General features: G+C 52.6%; 19 protein-coding genes. All 19 read right to left on the bottom strand.

The window, feature by feature from the left end:
• Positions 1-30 precede the first annotated feature (30 nt).
• The 19 genes from wcaM to wzb all read right to left on the bottom strand — a co-directional run bounded on the left by wcaM (position 31) and on the right by wzb (position 21,689).
• Positions 31-1,425 (bottom strand): colanic acid biosynthesis protein WcaM, encoded by a 1,395-nt coding sequence (gene wcaM, locus HEM79_RS16690; protein ID WP_176242092.1) that lies wholly within the window; start codon positions 1,423-1,425, stop codon positions 31-33.
• Between the two features lie 10 nt (positions 1,426-1,435).
• Positions 1,436-2,656: a colanic acid biosynthesis glycosyltransferase WcaL gene (gene wcaL, locus HEM79_RS16685; protein WP_176242094.1), complete on the bottom strand. Its 1,221-nt coding sequence runs from the start codon at positions 2,654-2,656 to the stop codon at positions 1,436-1,438.
• Positions 2,653-3,933 (bottom strand): colanic acid biosynthesis pyruvyl transferase WcaK, encoded by a 1,281-nt coding sequence (gene wcaK, locus HEM79_RS16680; protein WP_176242096.1) that lies wholly within the window; start codon positions 3,931-3,933, stop codon positions 2,653-2,655. Before wcaK ends, wcaL begins: the two co-directional genes overlap by 4 nt.
• Before the next feature lie 161 nt (positions 3,934-4,094).
• Entirely contained in the window at positions 4,095-5,573 is a 1,479-nt protein-coding gene (gene wzxC, locus HEM79_RS16675; protein WP_176242098.1) for a colanic acid undecaprenyl disphosphate flippase WzxC, read from the bottom strand.
• Between the two features lies 1 nt (position 5,574).
• On the bottom strand, positions 5,575-6,969 hold the full coding sequence (gene wcaJ / locus HEM79_RS16670; RefSeq protein WP_176242100.1) for an undecaprenyl-phosphate glucose phosphotransferase: 1,395 nt from the start codon (positions 6,967-6,969) through the stop codon (positions 5,575-5,577).
• Positions 6,970-7,097: 128 nt separating this feature from the next.
• Positions 7,098-8,468, bottom strand: a complete 1,371-nt coding sequence (gene cpsG, locus HEM79_RS16665) for a colanic acid biosynthesis phosphomannomutase CpsG (protein ID WP_176242102.1) — start codon at positions 8,466-8,468, stop codon at positions 7,098-7,100.
• Positions 8,469-8,572: 104 nt separating this feature from the next.
• Positions 8,573-10,009, bottom strand: coding sequence for a mannose-1-phosphate guanyltransferase (gene cpsB, locus HEM79_RS16660; protein ID WP_176242103.1), 1,437 nt, complete (start codon positions 10,007-10,009; stop codon positions 8,573-8,575).
• Positions 10,010-10,011: 2 nt separating this feature from the next.
• Complete coding sequence (gene wcaI, locus HEM79_RS16655) at positions 10,012-11,235, bottom strand: colanic acid biosynthesis fucosyltransferase WcaI (protein WP_176242105.1); 1,224 nt, start codon at positions 11,233-11,235, stop codon at positions 10,012-10,014.
• The gene (gene gmm / locus HEM79_RS16650; protein ID WP_176242455.1) at positions 11,232-11,711 is read right to left on the bottom strand and encodes a GDP-mannose mannosyl hydrolase; all 480 of its coding nucleotides are present in this window, start codon (positions 11,709-11,711) and stop codon (positions 11,232-11,234) included. The genes wcaI and gmm overlap by 4 nt, the downstream gene beginning before the upstream one ends.
• 2 nt (positions 11,712-11,713) lie before the next feature.
• Positions 11,714-12,679, bottom strand: a complete 966-nt coding sequence (fcl, locus tag HEM79_RS16645) for a GDP-L-fucose synthase (protein ID WP_176242107.1) — start codon at positions 12,677-12,679, stop codon at positions 11,714-11,716.
• A gap of 2 nt (positions 12,680-12,681) precedes the next feature.
• Complete coding sequence (gene gmd, locus HEM79_RS16640; RefSeq protein WP_000048207.1) at positions 12,682-13,803, bottom strand: GDP-mannose 4,6-dehydratase; 1,122 nt, start codon at positions 13,801-13,803, stop codon at positions 12,682-12,684.
• Positions 13,804-13,830: 27 nt separating this feature from the next.
• Positions 13,831-14,379: a colanic acid biosynthesis acetyltransferase WcaF gene (wcaF, locus tag HEM79_RS16635; RefSeq protein ID WP_176242109.1), complete on the bottom strand. Its 549-nt coding sequence runs from the start codon at positions 14,377-14,379 to the stop codon at positions 13,831-13,833.
• A gap of 79 nt (positions 14,380-14,458) precedes the next feature.
• The gene (wcaE, locus tag HEM79_RS16630) at positions 14,459-15,205 is read right to left on the bottom strand and encodes a colanic acid biosynthesis glycosyltransferase WcaE (protein ID WP_176242111.1); all 747 of its coding nucleotides are present in this window, start codon (positions 15,203-15,205) and stop codon (positions 14,459-14,461) included.
• A gap of 10 nt (positions 15,206-15,215) precedes the next feature.
• Positions 15,216-16,433: a colanic acid polymerase WcaD gene (wcaD, locus tag HEM79_RS16625; RefSeq protein WP_021551011.1), complete on the bottom strand. Its 1,218-nt coding sequence runs from the start codon at positions 16,431-16,433 to the stop codon at positions 15,216-15,218.
• Positions 16,408-17,625: a colanic acid biosynthesis glycosyltransferase WcaC gene (gene wcaC, locus HEM79_RS16620; protein ID WP_176242113.1), complete on the bottom strand. Its 1,218-nt coding sequence runs from the start codon at positions 17,623-17,625 to the stop codon at positions 16,408-16,410. Before wcaC ends, wcaD begins: the two co-directional genes overlap by 26 nt.
• Positions 17,622-18,110: a colanic acid biosynthesis acetyltransferase WcaB gene (gene wcaB / locus HEM79_RS16615; RefSeq protein WP_176242124.1), complete on the bottom strand. Its 489-nt coding sequence runs from the start codon at positions 18,108-18,110 to the stop codon at positions 17,622-17,624. The genes wcaC and wcaB overlap by 4 nt, the downstream gene beginning before the upstream one ends.
• Positions 18,111-18,112: 2 nt before the next feature.
• Positions 18,113-18,952: a colanic acid biosynthesis glycosyltransferase WcaA gene (gene wcaA, locus HEM79_RS16610; protein ID WP_176242126.1), complete on the bottom strand. Its 840-nt coding sequence runs from the start codon at positions 18,950-18,952 to the stop codon at positions 18,113-18,115.
• Positions 18,953-19,080: 128 nt separating this feature from the next.
• Entirely contained in the window at positions 19,081-21,243 is a 2,163-nt protein-coding gene (gene wzc, locus HEM79_RS16605) for a tyrosine-protein kinase Wzc (protein ID WP_176242135.1), read from the bottom strand.
• A 2-nt stretch (positions 21,244-21,245) separates the two neighbouring features.
• Positions 21,246-21,689 carry a low molecular weight protein-tyrosine-phosphatase Wzb gene (gene wzb, locus HEM79_RS16600; protein ID WP_176242141.1) on the bottom strand — a complete coding sequence of 148 codons (444 nt, stop codon included), beginning with the start codon at positions 21,687-21,689 and terminating at the stop codon, positions 21,246-21,248.
• Between the last annotated feature and the right edge of the window lie 4 nt (positions 21,690-21,693).

Raw genomic sequence — 21,693 nt, 5'->3', positions numbered from 1 at the left:
GGTGCCATTTTTCCAGGAATGGTCGCAAATCTATCGTTCCCGTTTCGGTAGCCTGAAGTTTATCTTTTCCACATTAACGATATGGTGATTAATCCTGTCGATATCGACCGAGCTTTGTCCTTTTTCATTCACCGCATGAACATTTACCAGTGACAGTAGCGTCTCGTTCTTTGCCATAAATGTCCCACGGACATCCTTACGCAAGTCGAAGTTCATGGTCAAGGCCGGGCCAACCGAAGATTCTTGCATCACATTGATATTACGCATAAAAATGTGCTGCGGCTTGTTGTGTAGCTCCAGAGAAGCACGTTTCATCGCAATATTGGTCAGCGCAACAAAGGAGATAGCATTCCCTGCGGAGATTTGGATTCCACGCAATTTCAAGGCAAGATCCGTATTATCAAGATGAATATTATTCAGTCTGAAGTTTTGCGGTATGGAGAGATACCTGCCTTTAATGACACCGTAGCCGATTAACATCCCGGCACTATTAACCATTTCTATATTGTCAATAACAAAGTTATCACATCCATATATCGCTACAGTGGCGTTATCAATACCGGCTTTCTTGCTGAAATCAGGCGTAATATTACGCGCTTTGATATTACGGATAATGAAATGTTTACCATTTTCAACATGAATCAGCTGTCGACAATCCGATCCTGTAATATTCGCCACAACAAAGTTTTTCACCGCCTGGTCTTCCGGATAGTTATTATCGTAGGTACTTCCCGCAAGGCCTATGCCGATGCCCCAGTTGATTTTGCCATTAGTACAGTTGATGCGCTCTATTACGTGGTCGGAAATTAAAATATCGCGGTCGTTGATTGCCACGTTCCATTCGATGGCGTCGCCTTGTAAGTCGCTGAACTTACAATTGGTGATGTTGGCACCGATAATCTGGTTATGAAATCCCTGACGTAAGATGGCGTAATTAGCATGGCTCACGGTCAGGTTATCGATGGTCAGGTTGCGCATAACCCGTTTGTTTTTGCCGCCGATATAAATCTGCGTTACCGGACCAAAGCCGCTCATCGCCAGCCCTTTGATGGTGCAGTCAGAACCGCGCACATCCAGGGTGATGTTATGCATACTGCCGCCCTTCAACCCTGTCACCTGGCTGCCGTCCTGTAAGACAAATCGCCCTCTGCCGTTGCCGCGCAAACTACCGAGGATGTGTAACGTTTTGCCGGGAGGGATGAAGATGCCGGTGTTGATGTTGTCGCAAACAAATCCGGCGGGCACGACGACCGTTTGCCCTTCGCTAAAGGCTTGTTTAAATGAGGCGATCCAGTCGTGCGGATTGTAGTCGTTGATATTAACGCTTTGTCGGGCGGGAAGTGCACGGGCGAAAGGGGTATGGAGGAAAGCAAGCGCGGAGCTTGCCGTCAGGAAGGTGCGTCGGGAGATTGTTTTAAATGACATGCGTTCTCCTCTATAAAGCTTGCAGCAAGCTGGCGAGTTCTCGATTAATCACCTGCTGATTAAAATCGTGTTCGACTTTTTCGCGCGCGCGTTTGACGACCGGAGCCAGTTCGTCTGTATCCAGTTGGCTAAACGCCGCCAGCCGTTGCGCCAGTGCATGGGCGTCGTTTTCCGGCACCAGCCAGCCAGATTTATCGGCCTCCACCAGTTCTGGTATTCCGCTATGCAAAGTGGAAACGACCGGAATGCCGACTGCCATCGCTTCCATCAACGCCACGGGTATCCCTTCCATATCGCCATCCGCGCCCGTGACCGAAGGCAGCAGAAAGACATCCGCTTCGTCGAGCATCGCTTTTACTTCGTGGCTCGGTTTAAAGCCCGGCATCTCCACCACATCTTCCAGTTGATACTGTTCGATGAGCGTACGTAAGCGCCGCTCCCACGGGCCGATGCCGAGGATGCGATAGCGAAATGCCACGCCCTGCTCTTTGAGCTGACGGCAAGATTCGATCGCCACATGCAGGCCCTTTTTCTCAGTTAAACGTGCAACGGAAATAATCTCCAGCGGTGTTCCAGGCGCTTTAACCGGACGAGGGCTAAAGCGCGTCATGTCCACGCCCATGCGCGATACAGCGATTTTTTCCGTCGGGCAGCCCATCTTTTGCAATCTCCCCGCCCACAAATCGCTTATTGGCAACATCAGGTCGCCACGGCGGAACAGTTGCTGATATTCCGGGGTGTAATGGTTGAGCACTTCCCGACTGGAGATATCAATGCCGTGGAAGATAGTGGCAATTTTGCCGCGAATGACACCCAGTTCACGCAATTTTGCTGCGGTTACCCCCGCAGGGCCAAAATGAGCGATAAAGACATCGGCATGAAACGGTGTTGCGACCTGGCCGCAAATGGCAGACAAAATCAGGTTCCGCGACTCAGCGCCATAGCGTTTGAGGTTGAGCGCCTGCCAGGTATTTTTACGATGAATACCGCGTAAGGTCTGGCTGGCGCGGTGACGCAGCTTCGCCACTTTGCCCCGGGGTTCGTCCTGTAACCAGCGGGTTCTGGCAGCAAGGTTGTACTTCGTCCATGCCGCATGGGTGTTTTGTGTGTCGCCTTTTTGCAACGCGACAATCTCCACCTCAAATCCCATATCAATAAACGCAGTGATTTGATTGAGGACGAAAGTTTCTGACGACAGCGGAAATTTCAGTAAAAAGAAGCCAACCTTCATTTCGCCTCCCCGATGCGCTCAAGTACAGATTGCACCATCTGCATTCCTGTCTGGCGTTCGCGACTGACGGCTTCGTTAAGTCGTGCGTTCAGCGCCGGAAGCTGGCCTAAGGTATCCGCAACCATCGCTTGCAGGCTACCGTCTAATAAATGACGGATATCAATCGCCATTTCTGGTAGCCCCAGTTGTTGCATGATCCCGGCGGATTTATGTTCGTAGTTAATGGCAATTGCCGGAGTGGAGAAATTCATCGAGATAATGGCTGAGTGCAGGCGCGTGCCGACGGTGAGTTCACAGGCACCAAGAATTTTGCCCATTTCCAGATCGTTAAGTTCATCCATCACCACATGGTAACGGGCAGGATCGCTGATGTGCTGGCGCAGATTGAGCGCCACCATACGGTCGTCTTTGTTATAGCTGTCGATGCCCGTACAGGTGGAGAGCGCAATCACCTGATAGCCTTCGTCGAGAATGCGATTGACCACCCCGGCAAAGGCTTTTTCATACGCTTGTTGAGTGGTGCCAAGGCGTTTGTCGAACGGTGCCAGTTCGCGCAGGGTAATTGCCACAGTTTTCTGTTGTGCGGCAACGTCCAGCCAGTGTTGAACGGCATAGCTGGCGGTGAAATCTTCGGTGTGATGATCGACCAGCCAGGCGGTATCGACGCCATATTCGACTTTTGCGGTAGTGATATTGCTGCGTTTCATCAGATCGAGGCTGACCGATTCGCGCAGGATCAAGGCGTCGCAGTGACCGAAAACGTAGTTCGCCAGTTGGTTGAATTGCTCATCCTGGAAGGGGCCAACGCTGTGACCAATCATAAACAGCGGCTTTTTCGCCATAAACGTACAAAGTGCGTGTTCAAACTGCGGCACACCGTAGAGATCGACAAAAAACGATCCGCCGACCTGGATGATGGCGTCGTAACCTGACAGCAGGCGCACGAAGTCGGTGAATCCCTGGGCGATGGCGATATTACGCAACTTGCCGGTGTCGGTCACACGGGAAAGCAGTACCTGGTGTTGATAGCGGCGACGGAGGACTTTTTTAACGCGCCCGACAACGCCCGCTGCGCTGTTGTGTTGTTTCATTTGCAGGAACAGCGGATCGCCCATCACCGGGCGATTAAGCAGCCAGGAAGAACTAACTGGATAGCGACTCATCACGTCCACTTCGGCGTTTGGATTGAGGATGTTGATGGCATCAAGTAAGCCGCGCAGGATGGCGCTGTCGCCGCGATTGCCGCAAGTATGGTTGCCAAGAATAAGTAATTTCATTATGACCTCAAAAGGAGTTCTAAATTGCGTCGGTGCTATGGTTGATGATTAAGAGTGAAACCGGTGCCATATTCAAAGCCGTGCTCGATCAGTCCCCTCGCCCCCAGGGGAGAGGGTTAGGGTGAGGGGGCAAATGTGCACAACATTACGGGGAGAACCATTCACCCCGCCCGTAAAAGCATTTTCATTTTTTCGCTGCGACAAAACTGGCGTTTCACTTCCACCACCAGCGGATGGCGCGACAGCACAATCATCACCACAAACGCCAGTACGCCTGCGGTAATTTGCACCGCCAGCAACGTCGCCAGCGCCAGTTGCCCTTTCAGCAGCACGCCCAGCGCATAACTGACCACCAGCGTCGGCAGCGAGAGATAAAACGGTAGCCACAAGCTCAGGATGTACTGGCGATAACTGGAACCGAGCACCGGTTTAATCATCACGAAGTAACTGAGAATAGTGTTGATAATCTGCACCAGCAGGAAGCCGAGCGTGACGCCGATCGCGCCCGCCATCTGCCCACCGATAACAATCGCCGGAATAAACAGAAAGGTTTTGAATACGTTGAATTTAAAGCTGATATCGACTCGCGCTTTCGCCATCAGCAGCGAGCCAATAGGGTTACCCACCGAACGCAGCAGCCCCACCACACACAGCAATTGCAGCACCGGAATAATGCTGTTCCACTTCTCGCCAAAGACCAGTGGTACAAAGTTATTCGACACCACCATCAGCCCGAGCAGCGCCGGGAAGTTGATAATCCCCACCACCGACAGCAGCTTGTAGAAGTTCACGCGCAGTTTTTCGGTGTCGTCCTGAATTTTGGCAAACGCCGGAAACAGCACGCGGGTGATGATCGGGTTCAGCTTCATCGGCGGCACAACGGCCACGTTATAGGCCAGGTTGTAGCCCCCCGCCACGCCCGCGCCAAGAATACGCGCCAGCACCAGCGTTGAAAGGTTGGTGTTGAGATAATTGATGATGCTGTCCGCCGTCAGCCAGGCACCAAAGCGCAAGTTCGGTGCCACCGACGCCAGCGAGAAATGCAGACCGGGGCGATAAATTTTGCGACCAAAGTAGCCAAACAGCAGCGTTCTCACCGCACTATTGACCAGATAACCGAGGATAGCAGTCATCGCCAGCGGCCAGAAATGGGCGCTAACCACCGTAAAAGTAAAGCCCGCCAGCACCGCGCTGGTTTCGATCATGCCGATTTTGTTGAACTCCAGCTCCTTTTGCATCAACGCGCGGAACTGCTGCCCGTGGGGGATCACCACAAACGCCAGCGACAATGTTTTAATCAACGGTGCCAGATCCGGGTTATTCAGCACGTCACCGATGACATCACTCAACAAAAACACTGCCACGCACACTACAATCCCCAGCCCGACGTTCAGCCAGTACAGCGTGGTAAGTTCAAGGTGGCTGATTTCTTTTCGCTGAATAATCGAGTTAGCGATACCGAAGTCAGAAAGCGTATCTGCCAACGCGATGATCACCAGCGACACGGTAAGCAGGCCGAACTGGTGGTTATCGATAATCCGCGCCAGCACGGTCATCTGCACCAGCCCGAGGCCGATGATGATCACCGTGGCAATCGCCGACCACTTCGCGCCGCTGATGGTTTTTTCACGTAAGCTCATATCAATATGCCGCTTTGTTAACGAAGCCTTTGAATACCGTCAGGAAAACGATTTTGATATCGAACCAGACGCTCCATTCGCGGATGTACTCAAGGTCGAACTCGACGCGTTTTTCCATTTTCTCCAGCGTGTCGGTTTCGCCGCGCCAGCCGTTAATCTGCGCCCAACCGGTAATGCCCGGTTTCACTTTATGGCGCAGCATGTAGCCTTCAATAAGCTGGCGATACTGTTCGTTATGCGCCACCGCGTGCGGACGCGGACCAACAATCGACATCCCGCCGGTCAGCACATTGATAAACTGCGGCAATTCATCCAGTGAGGTGCGGCGCAGAAAGTTCCCCACTTTGGTGACGCGCGGATCGTTCTGCGTCGCCTGAGTCACTACTTTGTCGTTCTCCATCACTTTCATCGAACGGAACTTCCACACTTTGATCGGCTTGCCGTCCATGCCGTAGCGAGTCTGGCGGAAAATAACCGGTCCCGGTGAACTGAGTTTCACCGCCAGCGCAATGCAGCACAGCACCGGGGAGATCAGCAGCAGGATCAGCGTTGCCAGCACAATATCTTCCGCACGTTTAATCAGGCGGTTAATCCCGGAAAGCGGCGTGTCATACAGCGGCACCACCGGCACACCGTTCATATCTTCAATGCGCGAATGGAGAATGTTGAAGGTAAAGACGTCGGGGATCAGCAGCACCGAACAGGTGGTGTCCGCCAGTTGATGAACCAGTTTTTTCACTCGCGCGCCGTCGCACATCTGCATCGCGATATAGACGTTATGGATTTTGCCCGCTTTCGCATCCTCGACCAGTTGTTGCAGATTACCCGCCCAGTCGTTAGAAACGCCGCCCGGTTTTGGGTCGTGGTATACGCCCACCACGTCAAAACCTAACCACGGCTGATTACGGAAGCTCTCCATCAGCATTTGCCCGGCGGCTAAATCCCCAGCTACGGCGACCATGCGCTTGTTATAGCCATGATTACGCAGCCAGCCCGCACCAATGCGAATACACGAACGGCAAACCACCAGCCCGATGCTGGTCAGCCCATACCACGCCAGCCAGATTGTCAGTTGCGTGTCGAAATCATTGTTAAACGCCACCAGTCCGGCGCTGAAAATCACGCTTAACGTCCAGTTTTGTAGCAACAGGGCAAATTCTGTCGCTGCCCGAACACCGCGCCATGAGCGATAAAAATCGGTGATGCCGCCCAGCATCTGGAATACCACCAGCGTAATCAGCGCCACCAACAGGTGCATGTAGAGGAATGACAGTCCGCTCACTTCGCAAACCAGCCATAGTCCGGCAAACATGATGGTGATATCTGAAAAGCGTTGCACCATAGAGATTAACGATGCATTGGTTTTCGCTCGCTCGCGCTTTTTTAGATTTGTCATCGTTGTTCCTGTTCTATTGTCGCCTCACCCAGGCCCTCTCCCCAAAGGGGCGAGGGGGAGAAGCAAGTTCCGTGCTCTCTTCTCTCCACAGGCAGTAGAGCGTCAGAGTGAGGGGGAAAGTAATGACATTACTCGTTCAGCAACGTCAGCAAAGTTCGCGTTCGCGCTTCCATCAGCGGCACATCACCGCGCGATTCCACATTCAACCGCACCACCGGTTCGGTGTTGGAGGAGCGCAGGTTAAAGCGCCAGTCGGCAAAGGTCATGCTGATGCCGTCAGTGCGATCCACCGCCAGCGCCTCGCGGCTAAAGTGCTGTTCGACGCGGTTAATCGCCTCAACGGGCTGCGCAAGTTTGCTGTTGATCTCACCGCTTGCCGGGAACGCCACCATCCGGTCGCGCACCAGTTCTCCCAGCGTTTTTCCTTTCAGGCATACCAGTTCGGCTACCAGCAGCCACGGGATCATGCCGCTGTCACAGTAGGCGAAATCACGGAAGTAATGATGCGCGCTCATTTCGCCACCGTAGATGGCGTCTTCCTTGCGCATACGTTCTTTAATAAAGGCGTGTCCGGTTTTCGACATCACCGGCGTACCGCCTGCAGCAGTCACCACATCGACGGTATTCCAGGAGAGACGCGGATCGTGGATGATCTTCGCGCCGGGATTTTTTTCGAGGAACGCTTCTGCCAGCAGACCGACAATGTAGTAGCCCTCGATAAACTGCCCTTTTTCGTCAAACAGGAAGCAGCGGTCAAAATCGCCATCAAAGGCAATGCCCATATCCGCGCCGTGTTTAATGACCGCATTGCGGGTGTCATCGCGGCATTCCGGCAGCAGCGGGTTAGGAATACCGTTGGGGAAATTGCCGTCCGGCGTGTTGTGCACTTTGATCAATTCCACCGGTGCGCCGAGGGCTTTAAAGCGGGCTTCGATAGCGTCCACCACCGGACCCGCTGCGCCGTTCCCGGAGTTGATCACCAGCTTGAGCGGCGTGAGGTTTTTGACATTGATATATCCGAACAGGTGATCAACGTAAGCGTCACGCAGGTTGATTTGCTGATAGCTACCACGTCTGGTTTCATCGACGGGGGGGAAGTCATTGGCTTCCGCCAGACGCTGGACGTCGCGCAGTCCGGTATCGCCGCTGATCGGACGAGCCCCTTCGCGTACCAGCTTCATGCCGTTGTAATCCATCGGATTATGGCTGGCGGTGACTTCAATGCCGCCATCCACGCCGAGATGGAACGTAGCGAAATAGATCTCTTCGGTGCCGGACATGCCGATATCCAGCACATCGACGCCCGCATCCTGCAAACCTTTCGCCAGCGCCAGTTTTAAGGTTTCGCTGGTGAGGCGGACATCACCGCCTAACACAATGGTTTTCGGTTTAAGGAATTCGCCATAGGCGCGACCAATGCGCCAGGCAATATCTTCATTCAGTTCTTCGCCTAATTTTCCGCGAATATCATAGGCTTTAAAGCAGGTTAATTTTTTCATGTCGTTACCCTTTTTCAGGCAATAGTTGGCCCTGACCGAAACGGCCAATTTTGTTTTTGTCGTTATTTACATCGCGGTTCGGCATTCATTGCCTGATGCGACGTTTACACCCGTCCGTAGCGATCCGCGAAGCGCACCACATCATCCTCTTCGAGATAAGAGCCAGAGCGCACTTCAATTAAGTCGAGCGGAATTTTCCCCGGATTTTCCAGGCAGTGCGTCGCCCCCAGCGGAATATAAATAGACTCGTTTTCGCCAAGCAGTTTGATATCACCGTCAATGGTGACTTTTGCCGTTCCCGCCACCACTACCCAGTGTTCCGCGCGGTGATGGTGCATCTGTACCGACAAGCCCTCACCGGGTTTCACGGTGATGCGTTTTACCTGGTAGCGGTCGCCTGCGTCGATAGAGTCATATTTGCCCCACGGGCGATACACTTCGCGATGTACCCGATGCTCATGGCGACCATCGGCTTTGATCTGCTCGACCACTTTTTTCACATCCTGCACCGAGTTCCGGTCGGCAATCAGCACTGCGTCTTTGGTCTGCACCACGACCAGATCTTTCACCCCGACGGTGGTGACCAGGCCAGATTCGGCATACACATAGCTGTTTTCAGTTTTGTGATTAATCACATCACCGTGGCAAACATTACCCTCGGCGGTGTGGGCGCTGATCTCCCATAATGAAGACCAGGAACCGACATCGCTCCAGCCCGCATCCATCGGCACCACAACCGCATCTGCCGTGCGTTCCATAACCGCGTAATCCACAGACTCTTCCGGACAGGCGAGAAACGCCTCTTCATCCACACGAATAAAATCGAGATCCGGATCGACGGCACTCATCGCTTTTTCGCAGGCATCGAGAATATCCGGGCGATACTTTTTCAGTTCTTCTAGATAGCGTCCGGCGCGGAACAGGAACATACCGCTGTTCCAGTAATATTCGCCGCTTGCCACATAGGCCTGAGCGGTTTCCAGATTCGGTTTTTCGACAAACTGCGCCACTTCAAAGGCCACCGTATCCTGCTCACCCGCAGATACTTCACCGCGACGAATATAGCCATATCCGGTTTCAGGTAGATCCGGCACAATGCCGAAGGTCACCAGCTTACCTGCTTCGGCATACGGCATGGCGTTACGCACTGCGGCGCGGAACGCGTCTTCATCGGCAATCACATGATCCGCCGCCAGCACCAGCATTAATGGGTCGTTTTCCGGGCTAGGACGTTTTGCCGCCAGCGCCGCCAGCGCAATGGCTGGTGCAGTGTTACGCCCTGCCGGTTCGAGAATAATGTTCTCGGTAAGTTTGTTCAGTTGACGCAGCTGTTCCGCAACAATAAAGCGGTGCTGCTCATTGCAAATCACCACCGGGCTTTCGCACTCCACGCCGTTCAGGCGGCAGATGGTGGTTTGCAGCATGGTGAGATCGCCTTTCAGGCATAAAAACTGCTTGGGATAAAGTACGCGGGAAAGCGGCCATAAGCGGCTCCCGGAGCCACCTGCCATCACAACTGGATAGAGTTTCGACTGCGCCATAATTATCCCCGAATATCATTTATAAATTGACGTAACACGTTCTCTTTATCGAGCGTGCGTTCGGCATATTCACGTGCCACCGTGTTGTGTTTGGGCAGCAGGAGCGCCTGACGGATCCCCGCCACCAGCGCCTCGACCGATTCCGGTTCTACGCAAACCGCAATGCCCGGAAAGGTTTCGCAAAGCTGCCCCAGTTCGGTGTGGGCTTCTGCGGTAATCACCGCGTTACCGCCTACTGCCAGAATATTGGTCAGTTTCGACGGCAATACAGCATCTGCCGCGCCGCGTTTTTGCACCACCAGATGGCAATCGCCCATCTTCAGCAGTGCGGGTAAAGCGTCATACGATTGCAGCGGGAAGAATTGCATGTTGCGCAGTCCACGCTGCTGCGCCATTTTTTCCAGCCGCGCTTTGCCGCCGCCCTGCCCGACAATGGCAAAAATCAGCGGTTCATCGCGCAGGCGATCGGCGGCTTCAATAACGTTTTCCAGCCCCTGCTTTTCACCAATATTGCCGGAGTAAAGAATGATTTTTTTGTTATCCGGCAGGCCAAGCTGGTTACGAAGGGCATCAACATCGGCGTCTGCAACATATTGAAAACGGGCGATTTCCGACCAATTGGGGAAGAAGATGACGTTTTCCGCCGCCACGCCTTTTTCGATGGCTTTATTCATCATCGAACGCGAAATCGTGGAGACGTTATCGACGTTATGCAGTCCGCTACGTTCGAACGCCGTCGCCAGCTGTGCCACTTTGCCGCCTTTGCCTTTTCCGGCAAGGCCCAGCCCCAGCATGGCGTCCACTTCGTAATCCTGAATATGCAGCACCGTGCGCGCACCAGAGAGTTTCGCCAGCAGGCGCATTCCCGGCGTGCAAAACAGCGTTGGCACCACGCCGATAATGCGATCCGGCTTCCAGCGACGTTGCGCCATCAGCGGAAAAAAACTACTGGCGGCAAAACTGCCGAGATGTAACAGGCGTTTCAGTGTGTTCGGCTGTTTTGGCACATACAGCGGGCAGCGCCACACCGTGGCTGCGCCCTCTTCACGTTTGTACCGCCAGGCAGAATAGTTCTCCCCCACCTGCCACTGCGGGTAGTAAGGAGGTGCGGTAATAACCCGCACCTCATGACCTTGTGCCGCCAGCCATTCCACCATCTCGCCGGTGTATTTGCCGATACCGGTTAACTCCGGCGAGTAGTTAATGCCGTAGACCAGTATTTTCATAATCCGGGTACTCCGGCACGCTTCTCAGCGAGAAAATAAGCGCGGCTGTTAGCGTGAACATTGTCACTGGCGAGCAGCGCGTCCGGCGTCAGCCAGCGGTAATCGTCGTGCTGCTCATCCGACAGTAACAGCTCTTCTTCCGCGACTCTGAAGCGAAAACCGAGCACCACATAATGCGTGGTGAAATCCGTGCCGGAGAAGTTATCGTCATAAAAGTGCTGCCAGACACCGTAAAACTGGCCTGCTGTTATCGGCAGACGCAGCCCCAGTTCCGCCAGCGTCAGCCGCTCAAATGCGGCTTCCAGCGTTTCGTCTTTCTGCACGCGCCCTCCCGGCACAAACCAGTAACCCTGCGCCGGGCGGTTGGTTCTTTTGCCAAGCAGAAACTCACCGCGACTGTTCTCAACAATAAAGTCGAGAGAGACAAGCGGAGTGGAGCGCACTACCGTGGCAAAGTCTTCCTGACGTAAAAACATCATTACCCCCGAAAGCGGTCTTGATTCTCAAGGAACCACTGGTAAGTGCTGGCAAGCCCCGCTTCCAGTGAGATTTCGTGATACCAGCCAAGCTGATGCAAGCGCGTCACATCCAGCAGTTTGCGCGGCGTACCATCCGGTTTACTGGCATCAAAAACCACCCGACCTTTGTAACCCACCACTTTGGCGATGGTTTGCGCCAGCTCGCGGATAGTGCAATCAACGCCAGTGCCGACGTTAATGTGCGACAGCATCGGCTGGGTATTTTCCAGCCAGACTTCGTGCGCCAGCTCCATGACATGAATGCTTGCCGCCGCCATATCATCGACATGCAGAAATTCACGCATCGGCGTACCGCTGCCCCACACCACCACGTCCGGCGCATTCTGTGCCGTCGCCTCGTGGAAGCGGCGCAGCAATGCAGGGATCACGTGCGAGTTACTCGGATGGAAGTTGTCGTGCGGCCCGTACAGGTTAGTCGGCATAACCGAACGGTAATCGCGTCCATACTGGCGGTTGTAGGATTCGCACAGTTTGATCCCGGCAATTTTGGCAATGGCATAAGGCTCGTTGGTCGGCTCCAGCGTGCCCTGCAATAACTCGCTTTCTGCCATCGGCTGTTTTGCCAGTTTCGGGTAGATGCAGGACGATCCGAGAAACAGCAGTTTGTTCACGTCGTTCTGATGCGCGGCGTGAATGATGTTGCTCTCAATCATCATGTTCTGATAGATGAAATCCGCCGGATAGGTGTTGTTGGCGACAATGCCACCCACTTTCGCCGCCGCCAGATAGACCTGATCAATGCGCTCGCGGGCAAAGAAATCATGCACCACGCAACTGTCCAGCAGGTTCAGCTCGTCGCGAGTGCGTAATACCAGTTCCACATCACCGCGCTGTTCGAGCTGCCGCCTGATGGCGGAACCGACCATCCCGCGATGGCCAGCGATAAAAATGCGTTGTTTACTCATGCTTATGACTCCAGCGCGATCGCCACGTCGTAGCCGTGAGATTTCAGCAGAGAGTGTTTTTTCGCCGCTTCGAGGTCATTAGCCACCATTTCAGACACCATCTCTCTGAGGGTGATTTCCGGTTTCCAGCCCAGTTTTTCGTGCGCTTTGGTCGGGTCGCCGAGCAGCGTTTCAACTTCAGCCGGACGGAAGTAACGCGGGTCAACGGCGATAATCACATCACCCGGTTTAACGCCCGGCGCGTCATGCCCGGTGACGGAAACCACAATGCCCTTCTCTTCAACACCCGTGCCTTCAAAGCGCAGTTTGATGCCCAGCTGTGCTGCCGCCATTTCCACGAACTGACGTACGGAGTACTGAACGCCGGTCGCGATAACGAAATCTTCTGGCTGTTCCTGTTGCAGCATCATCCACTGCATTTTTACGTAGTCTTTGGCATGGCCCCAGTCACGCAGGGAATCCATATTGCCGAGGTACAGGCACGACTCCAGCCCCTGGGCGATGTTGGCGATTGCGCGGGTGATTTTGCGGGTGACGAAGGTTTCGCCACGGCGCGGAGATTCATGGTTAAACAGAATGCCGTTGCAGGCGTACATACCGTAGGATTCACGATAGTTAACGGTGATCCAGTAGGCGTACAGTTTGGCGACAGCATACGGAGAGCGCGGGTAGAACGGCGTGGTTTCTTTCTGCGGAATTTCCTGCACCAGACCGTACAGTTCAGAGGTGGAAGCCTGATAAAAACGGGTTTTCTTTTCCAGACCGAGGAAGCGGATCGCCTCCAGCAGGCGCAGCGTACCCATCGCATCAACGTCTGCGGTATATTCCGGTGACTCAAAAGAAACCGCAACGTGGCTCATTGCGCCCAGGTTGTACACTTCATCCGGTTGCACTTCACGCAAAATACGCGTCAGGTTGGAGGTATCACTCAGGTCGCCATAATGCAGATGGAATTTCGGGTTGCAGGTGTGTGGATCCTGATAAATGTGATCCACGCGCTCGGTGTTGAATGACGATGCACGACGCTTAATGCCATGCACCTCGTAACCTTTCTCCAGCAACAGTTCTGCCAGGTAAGAACCATCCTGTCCGGTTACACCGGTGATGAGAGCGACTTTTGACATGTCTTATTCCTCTGTATTTTTTTGAATTTATTCAGTTTCAACGCGTTCGCGTATCACCACTGCGGGATTCCCCCGGCAAATGGCATTTGCCGGAAGCGATTTAAAAACACTGCTTCGCGCCCCCACTACGGTGCCGTCGCCAATCGTGACGCCAGGGGCAACAAAGACATCGGTTGCCAGCCAGCATTTCTCACCAATCACAATGGGCGTGGCGTTAATGGTGAAATGTCGACTTGCATGGTCGTGGCTGCCGGTGCATAAATAACTTTTTTGCGATATCACCGAATGCGCACCAATGGTTATTTCACCGAGGGTATATAAATTGACCTCATCGCCGATCCACGCGTAATCACCTAAGGTTAATTTCCACGGATAGGTAATTTTTACTGACGGACGAATAACTACGTTTTTTCCTATTTTTGCGCCGAATAAACGTAATAAAAAAGCCCGCCAGCGATACAATACTTGTGGCGACCAGGCAAATAATGTTGCCTGTACCGCCCACCATAATTGCACTTTAATAGCATTGCTGCCCCGGAACCCTTTCGGCACCGAGAAACCGCTTAAATCTTGCATTGATATTCCTTATATACTCTAAACAATTCGAGTTGCAGGAAAGCTAACGCACATGCAACTTGAAGTATGACGAGTATATTCAGACTTTGTTATATAAGGCTTTCGTTTTACCCGTCGTGCGCTGGCGTAAATGCCAGGATAATTCCGTCCAGAAGCCAGGCACATGTAATATCTGCCGTTGTACTTTTTTCGCGTCGGCACACAATTCCATATTATTGGTGGTAGATACCCCACCCATAGAAAATTCAGACACCAGGCCATTGAGTTTTTTAAATGCATAACCAGCTTTATACATTTTGGCCGCCAGCGCATAATCGGAAGAAACTTTATATTCCAGGTCATAACGCCATTTTTTCAAGCCGGATACCGGGAAAAATATCGCCTGATGGCTGGCGGGCAGGCTGTGATAAATATACCAGCCAGGTTTGGCGCTACGTTTAATTTTATGACCGTCGCCAAAATCCAGCAGCGCATCGCCGGTGATCATTACGTTATCTTTTTGCACTTTTAACTTACGGACAAAATTTGCGGCATCCTGATGAAAAATATCGCCCGAGTTGAGAAACAGCGCAAACTTGCCTTGTGCCATTTCAATACCTTTGTTCATGGCGTCGTAGATACCGTTATCCGGTTCGCTGACAAAGCGTAGGTTATAGATACCATTGAGATTTTCCAGATACTCACGGGTGCCATCGTTGGAACCGCCATCGACTACAATCCATTCGAAGGGAATATCCTCCGCCTGCGCCAGATGCGCCAGCGAGGCGTGTGTTTTGACTATCCCTTCCAGGTTACGAAACGCGACAGTGATTATGCTGAGCAACATGTTCTTATTCTTACCTCGTAATATTTAACGCTTTTCGCAAAATAAATGGACAGACGATTAAAAATGCATATTCCGGGCTAAATATCGAACCGGTAAAAAACAGTGATACCGGCGTAAAAAGATAGAGCTGCACGCGAAAATTGCGATTATCGCCAAAAGCGTTGAGCATCATTTTTATCACTTTCCCCATGTACCACAGCGATAAAAACACCGCGAACCAGGAAAAATAAATAATCAGCAGATACAAACCATTGTCTATGGTTTTTCCGACATCCGCACCGTTAAATATTCCGAATGATGCGACATATTCATAAAGTGAGCCAAATCTGACTACACCGTCAATATGGGTCAAAGAATAACCGACCATCACCAGCGGACCGACAATACGATAATATGATGACGATCCTTCTGTGCCTAAATCTCCCAGACGAGTGGAAATATAAGGAAACGCGATTACCACACCAACCAGGAATACAGCCAGAGAAATCAATGCTAACGGTAATTTTTTCTTAATCGCCTCTTTATTCAGATATTGAAATGCCCACTCCAGCAAATAAAACAGGATAAAGGTCATAACCCCTGAAAACGATCCGGATAATATTATTCCTGCGAGAATCATAGCATCAGTTTTAGGCGTTTTGATACCAAACTGTTTGATACTGAGCCAAATTGAGATTAATGCCAGAGCGAAAAATGCCGGTTCGAAATAAAGTGCTGTCGTTCGCTTGCCGCCGAATTTAATGAAATTCAGTACATAGCTATTGCTGTAAATCAGATATTTCGAAATCGACTCCATAATACTGCTGCCGCCGGTGAAAATAATTTGCGCCATCTCCACCGCCGCCAGCGCCACCACCAGTCCAACCACCAGATAAAAGAAACGTAATATCTTGCGATGGTTGTGTGGCGAAATCGTTTTAAAGCGAATGCTCCACACCATGCCAATAATGATCACGATATAGACAAACAGCATGGTTGAAGTGACGTATTTGCTGGCATCCAAAGACTGACCAAACAAATAGTTAAACGCCGTGAGCCCCGCGCCAATCCCTAACGCTATCATCAATTTTTTAACGCTGATGCGCTCTAAAAACAGCAGTAACAAGACGGGTAAAAAAGTGACGATGGTAATGGGGAAACTTTCGCCAAGCTGGGCGATTTTGACGTTAACCAGCAGGTAAATCAGCGGCAGCAGCAGGTAGCTACAGATTCTGATAGACGTTGACATACTCCTCCAGCATCTGTTGTCCACTGTAGGCGGCGCGGCTGCGCTGGCTGAACTCGTCCAGCGTGGTGCCAAATATCGCCTGCGCGATTTCCGGTTTGCTTAGCTGCACCAGTTGCAGCACGTCTTCTTCGCTGACGGTTTTACCGCCGGATTTTTGCAGTACTTCCCGCGCTGCATCGCTATGGGTAGCAATCACCGGCACGCCAATCGATAACGCCTCACACAAAATCAGCGGGTAGTTATCGACGCGAGAACTGAAGACCAGCGCGTCCATTTGGTTGAGCGCGCTCATCAGCTTACGTTTGTCGGTTTCAAAGCCGTGATTAACCACATTGCCAGCGTTGAACGGCGAGAACTTACCGAAAGTATGCAGTTCGATTTTGTCGCCCAGCGCCATCATCTCGCGCACCAGTTGCTGGTTAGTTTTGCCGTCGTAACGCAGGTCATGCGCCACCACCGCGATTTTCGGCTTGCCCTGGGTTTCGCGCACCGGTGGCAGTTCCGCCAGAATGGCTTCGGTTGCCATATCAATGCCGTTATTGATAATCCGGCAGCACCCTGGACCGTACAGGCTATTGAAAGCGTCTGCCACATGCTGGCTGGGGGAAATAAACTGACAGCCCAGTGCCAGCATCTCGCGGAATAACTGGCGTTTGCCCGCCACCAGTTGGTGTGCGCGATCAATCTTTACCGGCGGATAGTTATTTAAGGTCGGGCATTTCCGGCAGCCCGTTTTCCAGCCTTCGCAACCGTCTGTAAAGGCGCAGCGCCCGGTAACGCTCCAGTGATCATGCAGCGTCCAGACCAGGGTGACATCCGGTTTGTGGTTTTTCACTTTTTCGCAAAAGCGCACCACGCTGTTAAGATTCAACCAGTAGCTGTGCAGCACATGAAAATGCAGAACCACCGGCCCCGATGTGCGGGTAATAGAACGGTACAACTCATTGAAATTGCCGAACAGATCGCGATTAAACAGACGAAACAGCGCAATGTTCGCCATCGCGGTCATCCGAGGCGTATGTTTGATTACCTGCGGATAGTGTTGATGGCTGACGCTCTCTTTGCCGCCTTTGCCGTAGCCGTAGACAAAATGTGACGCAAGCCCCTGTTGCAGCGCGCGCTGGTGGAGATCTAACGCCACACCTGCCGCTCCGCCTTCCGCCAGTCGCACATTAAATTGCAGAATATTCATTTAATTACCTTCACTCGCGCTTTTTCTCCCACCACCAGCGCGTTGTCCGGGACAGAGTCGAGCACCACGCTGCCCGCGCCCACGGTGACGTTGTTTCCAAGCGTGATATCACCCAGAATAATGACGTTGGCACCGAGTTCGACACTGTTGCCAATTTGTGGACATGCCATGTTATCGGCACCACGATTGCCGATAGTGACGCCGTGGCGAATGGTGAAATCATCCCCCGCTACCACGTTTTTATTAATCACTACGGCGTAACCGTGATGGATAGTAAAACGGCGACCAATAGTTGCAGCGGCCTGGATTTCATAACCGAAAAAGCCTTCGGTGATAATGCGATACAGCACCAGCAGCGGGGCCGCCCACAGATTGTTGAGAACGTTCTTTTTGCGCCATACCGAACAAAAATGGGCGACGCGATAAGCGAGAACCATGCAGCACGGGCGTAAACTCCAGCTGTTGGCGCGCAGATCTTCCAGCATCCTTAACGCCCCCGTATGCCATCAGCCAGACGTTTGCCGTTACGCACCGACAGCAGCGTCAACAAAGTCCGCCAGGTCATGCGTTTATTGCGGATCTGGTAGAGAGTAAACAGCTGATACTTTTTGCTGGCGCGGTCAAATTTGTCTTTGTGCTTACGGTAAAAGTGGAAGTATCCGGAGAATTTTTTCGGTGACGAGGTGATCTGCATTTCGCCGTGATTGATATGCAGGATCTGCGTCGCCTCTTCCACTTTCCACGGTTCGCCATACTCCACTACCATTCGCAGGAAGATGTCGTAATCCTGTGCTGCTTTCAGTTCGGTATCGAACAAACTCTCTTTGAAACGCCACGCCCAGGTAAAAACCTGGTTGCCGATGATGTTGCGTTTGTAGAACAGGCGGCGTGAATAGGGTGATTTGGGATACAGCGGCAAACTTGCCGGTTGGGAATAAACTTCGCCCTGGCAAACGTAGTCGTTGGCATACAAGAACGCATGAGTGACCAGTTGCTGTTTATGGGCGAGGAAGACGCTCAGGCGGTTGGGGGTCCATTCATCATCATCATCGATCCCGGTGATGTATTCCCCTTGCGCCCGCATAATTGCCTGATTGCGTACCGCGCACGCCCCGCTGTTAACGTCGTTGTGAACGTAGGTGATACGCGGATCGTTGAGGGTGGTGACGTACTGCTGAAGCTGTTCCCAGGACGTGGAGCAATCATCCACGATGATCATCTCCCAGTTGCTGTAGTCCTGGCGCAAAACCGATTTTATCGCCCGAATCGCCAGTTGTTGGCGGTTCCAGGTTGGCATATAGATTGAGATCAGCGGATTGTCTTTCATAGGTTGTTCTCCCGGAGTGTCGAGATGTTCTGCCGGTTTATGAGCTGGTTTACGGGTTCTGTTGCCGGATGCGGCGTGAACGTAGGTCGGATAAGATGCGTCAGCATCGCATCCGACAGCGGATCTCGTTATTTCGCATCCGACTTATATTCGTATTCGTAATAGCCATAATCCTGATACGCGCTGGCGCGGCGGAAGATGGAGTTCAGAATCACCCCTTTCACCGGAATACCGTTTTGCTCAAAGCGGCTCAGACTGGTTTCCACTTCTTTCAATGTGTTGACCGCATAACGCGCCACCATTAACGTGGTTCCAACATGACGACCAACAATTGCCGCATCGGTCACTGCCAGAATCGGCGGCGTATCAATCAACACCAGGTCGTAGTTTTTACTCGCCCAGTTCACCAGTTCGGCAAAGCGTTCGCTCATCAACAGTTCAGAAGGATTTGGCGGTACCTGACCGCGCGGGATCAGGTCAAATTTGGCAATAGAGGTCGGTTTAGCAGCGGTAGTAATATCGCCCTGACCAATCAGAATTTCCGACAGGCCATTAACGTTATTAGTGCCCAACAGCTCGTGGGTGTAGCCTTTGCGCATATCGCAGTCGATCAACAGCACCCGTTTATTGGTCTGGCTAATGACCGCCGCCAGGTTGGCACAGACAAAAGTTTTACCAATTGATGGGCTAACCCCGGTCATCATCAACACATTGTTCTGCGCCTGCATCATCGCGAAGTGCAGACTGGTACGCAGACTGCGGATGGCTTCAATCGCCAGGTCGGTTGGATTCCCCACCGCCAGTAGCTGGCTCTGTTTATAGCGTTTAACCCCTTTGATGGTTTTGACGCTATCGCGCGCTTTTTGCCACTCCGACAGCGGGATGCTGGCATAGACGCTGATGCCATGTTCTTCCAGCACCTGTGGGCTTTCGATGCCGCGATTGAACAAAGAGCGCAGCAGTACACCCACGATAGAGAGCATCAGGCCGAGGATAATTGCGCCGAGGATAATCAACCCTTTCTTCGGTTTCAGCACACCAGGCTGGGTGATTGCCGGGTCAACAATGCGCACATCGCCGACGGTGCTGGCTTCGGTGATTTTCAGCTCCTGCTCTTTATTCAGCAGTTGCATATAGACCTGCTGACCAGACTCGACATCGCGGGTCAGGCGCACAATCTCCTGCTGGGTTTTCGGCATCGCCGTTACGCGCCCGTTAAGTTTGGCTTTTTCGTCTTCCAGCGCCTGCCGTTTCTCCAGCAGCGTGCGGTACGCCGGATGAACTTTGGTGAACAGCTTGGAGATTTCCGCCTCTTTAAAGGTCAGTTCGTTCAGCTGCGCGTCGATGTTCACCATCGAATCGAGCACCGCTTTCGCTTCCAGCGGCAGATCAACGGAATCTTTATCCTGACGGAAGGCATTCAGTTTGTTTTCGGCAACATCAAGGCGGCTACGTACTTCCGGTAACTGTTGCGCGAGGAAAGCGAGGCTTTTCGACGCTTCCGCCGATTTGCGCTCAATATTTTGTTCCTGATAGTTACGGGCGATGCTGTTAAGAATGTCGCGGATCTGTTCGCGATCTTCACCGGTATAAGTCAGGCTCAGTACGCCTGCGTCTTTGCCGTTCTCCGTTACCGTCAGACTGTTTTGCAGTTGATTGATCATCCCCAGCGTGGAGTATTTGGTGACGGTAAACTCACTCCCCGGGCTGGCGTGAATGGCTTCAACCATCAGCGTGACGCCTTCTTTTTTCAGCATCTGGCCCGCTTGCCCACGGGCGCTAAAGCCGCCATCACTGCTCAAAGTGTAGGTTTTGTTGTCCAGCACATTAAGCGTAAACACCTGATCCGCCATCTCTTTCGGGCGGTTAAAGGTGGTCACTTTCACCGTCTCGTTCTGGCGTCCCATCAGGCGATCCCAGCCCGCACCGAAAATCGGGAACGTGTTTTTGCTCACCGCAATATCGAGGTCGAGATCGTCCACCGTTTTACCAAGCACCAGACGCGAACGAATCAACTGGATCTCGGCGTCCGAGGCTGGCGGTTTGTTGGCTAATGCCGAGCCGATATCCTGCACCAGCGAATTGCCGCCGCTTTGTTCGATTTGTACCAGTGCGTCGGCGCTATATATCGGCGTAGCGAAGAAGGTGTAAACCACAGCACAGAGGGCGAATACGGCGGTGATGCCAATCACCCACCAGCGCGCTTCAATGACGGTGCCGACCAGGCGACCAATATCGATTTCATCACTGCCCGTTACCGGAGCGGCATGTTGTTTTACTTTTTCTGTCATTCTTATACCTGCTCTGCGTTCAATGCCTGCGCCCACTGGCGGGCAGACCGTTCAAGTAATGTGTACACCGCTGCAAACGTTTCCCGGCTTTTGCGATACGGATCGGGGATTTCACATTCGTTATCCCAGTGACCAAACAGCATCACTTTGCCGCGCATCTCAGGTGCCATCTCGCATAAGCGTTCGATATGGCGCTTTTCCATGGTCAAAATCAGGTCATAGTTGCGACACAGGCGGCGGCTGATTTGCCGTGCACAGTGACCTTCCAGAGACAGTTGATGTTCTGCGGCGACGCTGATAGCAGTAGGGTCAGCGCCCTTACCGACCTGCGCGCCGAGTCCAGCGGACTCCACTTTCAGCTCCGGGTGATAACGTTGCAGTAAGCGTTCCGCCGTCGGGGAACGGCAAATATTGCCAACACAGACAACTAAGATGTTGTTAAACATGACG

This window comes from Escherichia sp. 93.0816 (assembly GCF_013368855.2).
GTDB lineage: Bacteria > Pseudomonadota > Gammaproteobacteria > Enterobacterales > Enterobacteriaceae > Escherichia > Escherichia ruysiae.
This window is presented reverse-complemented; position numbering and strand designations above follow the sequence as displayed.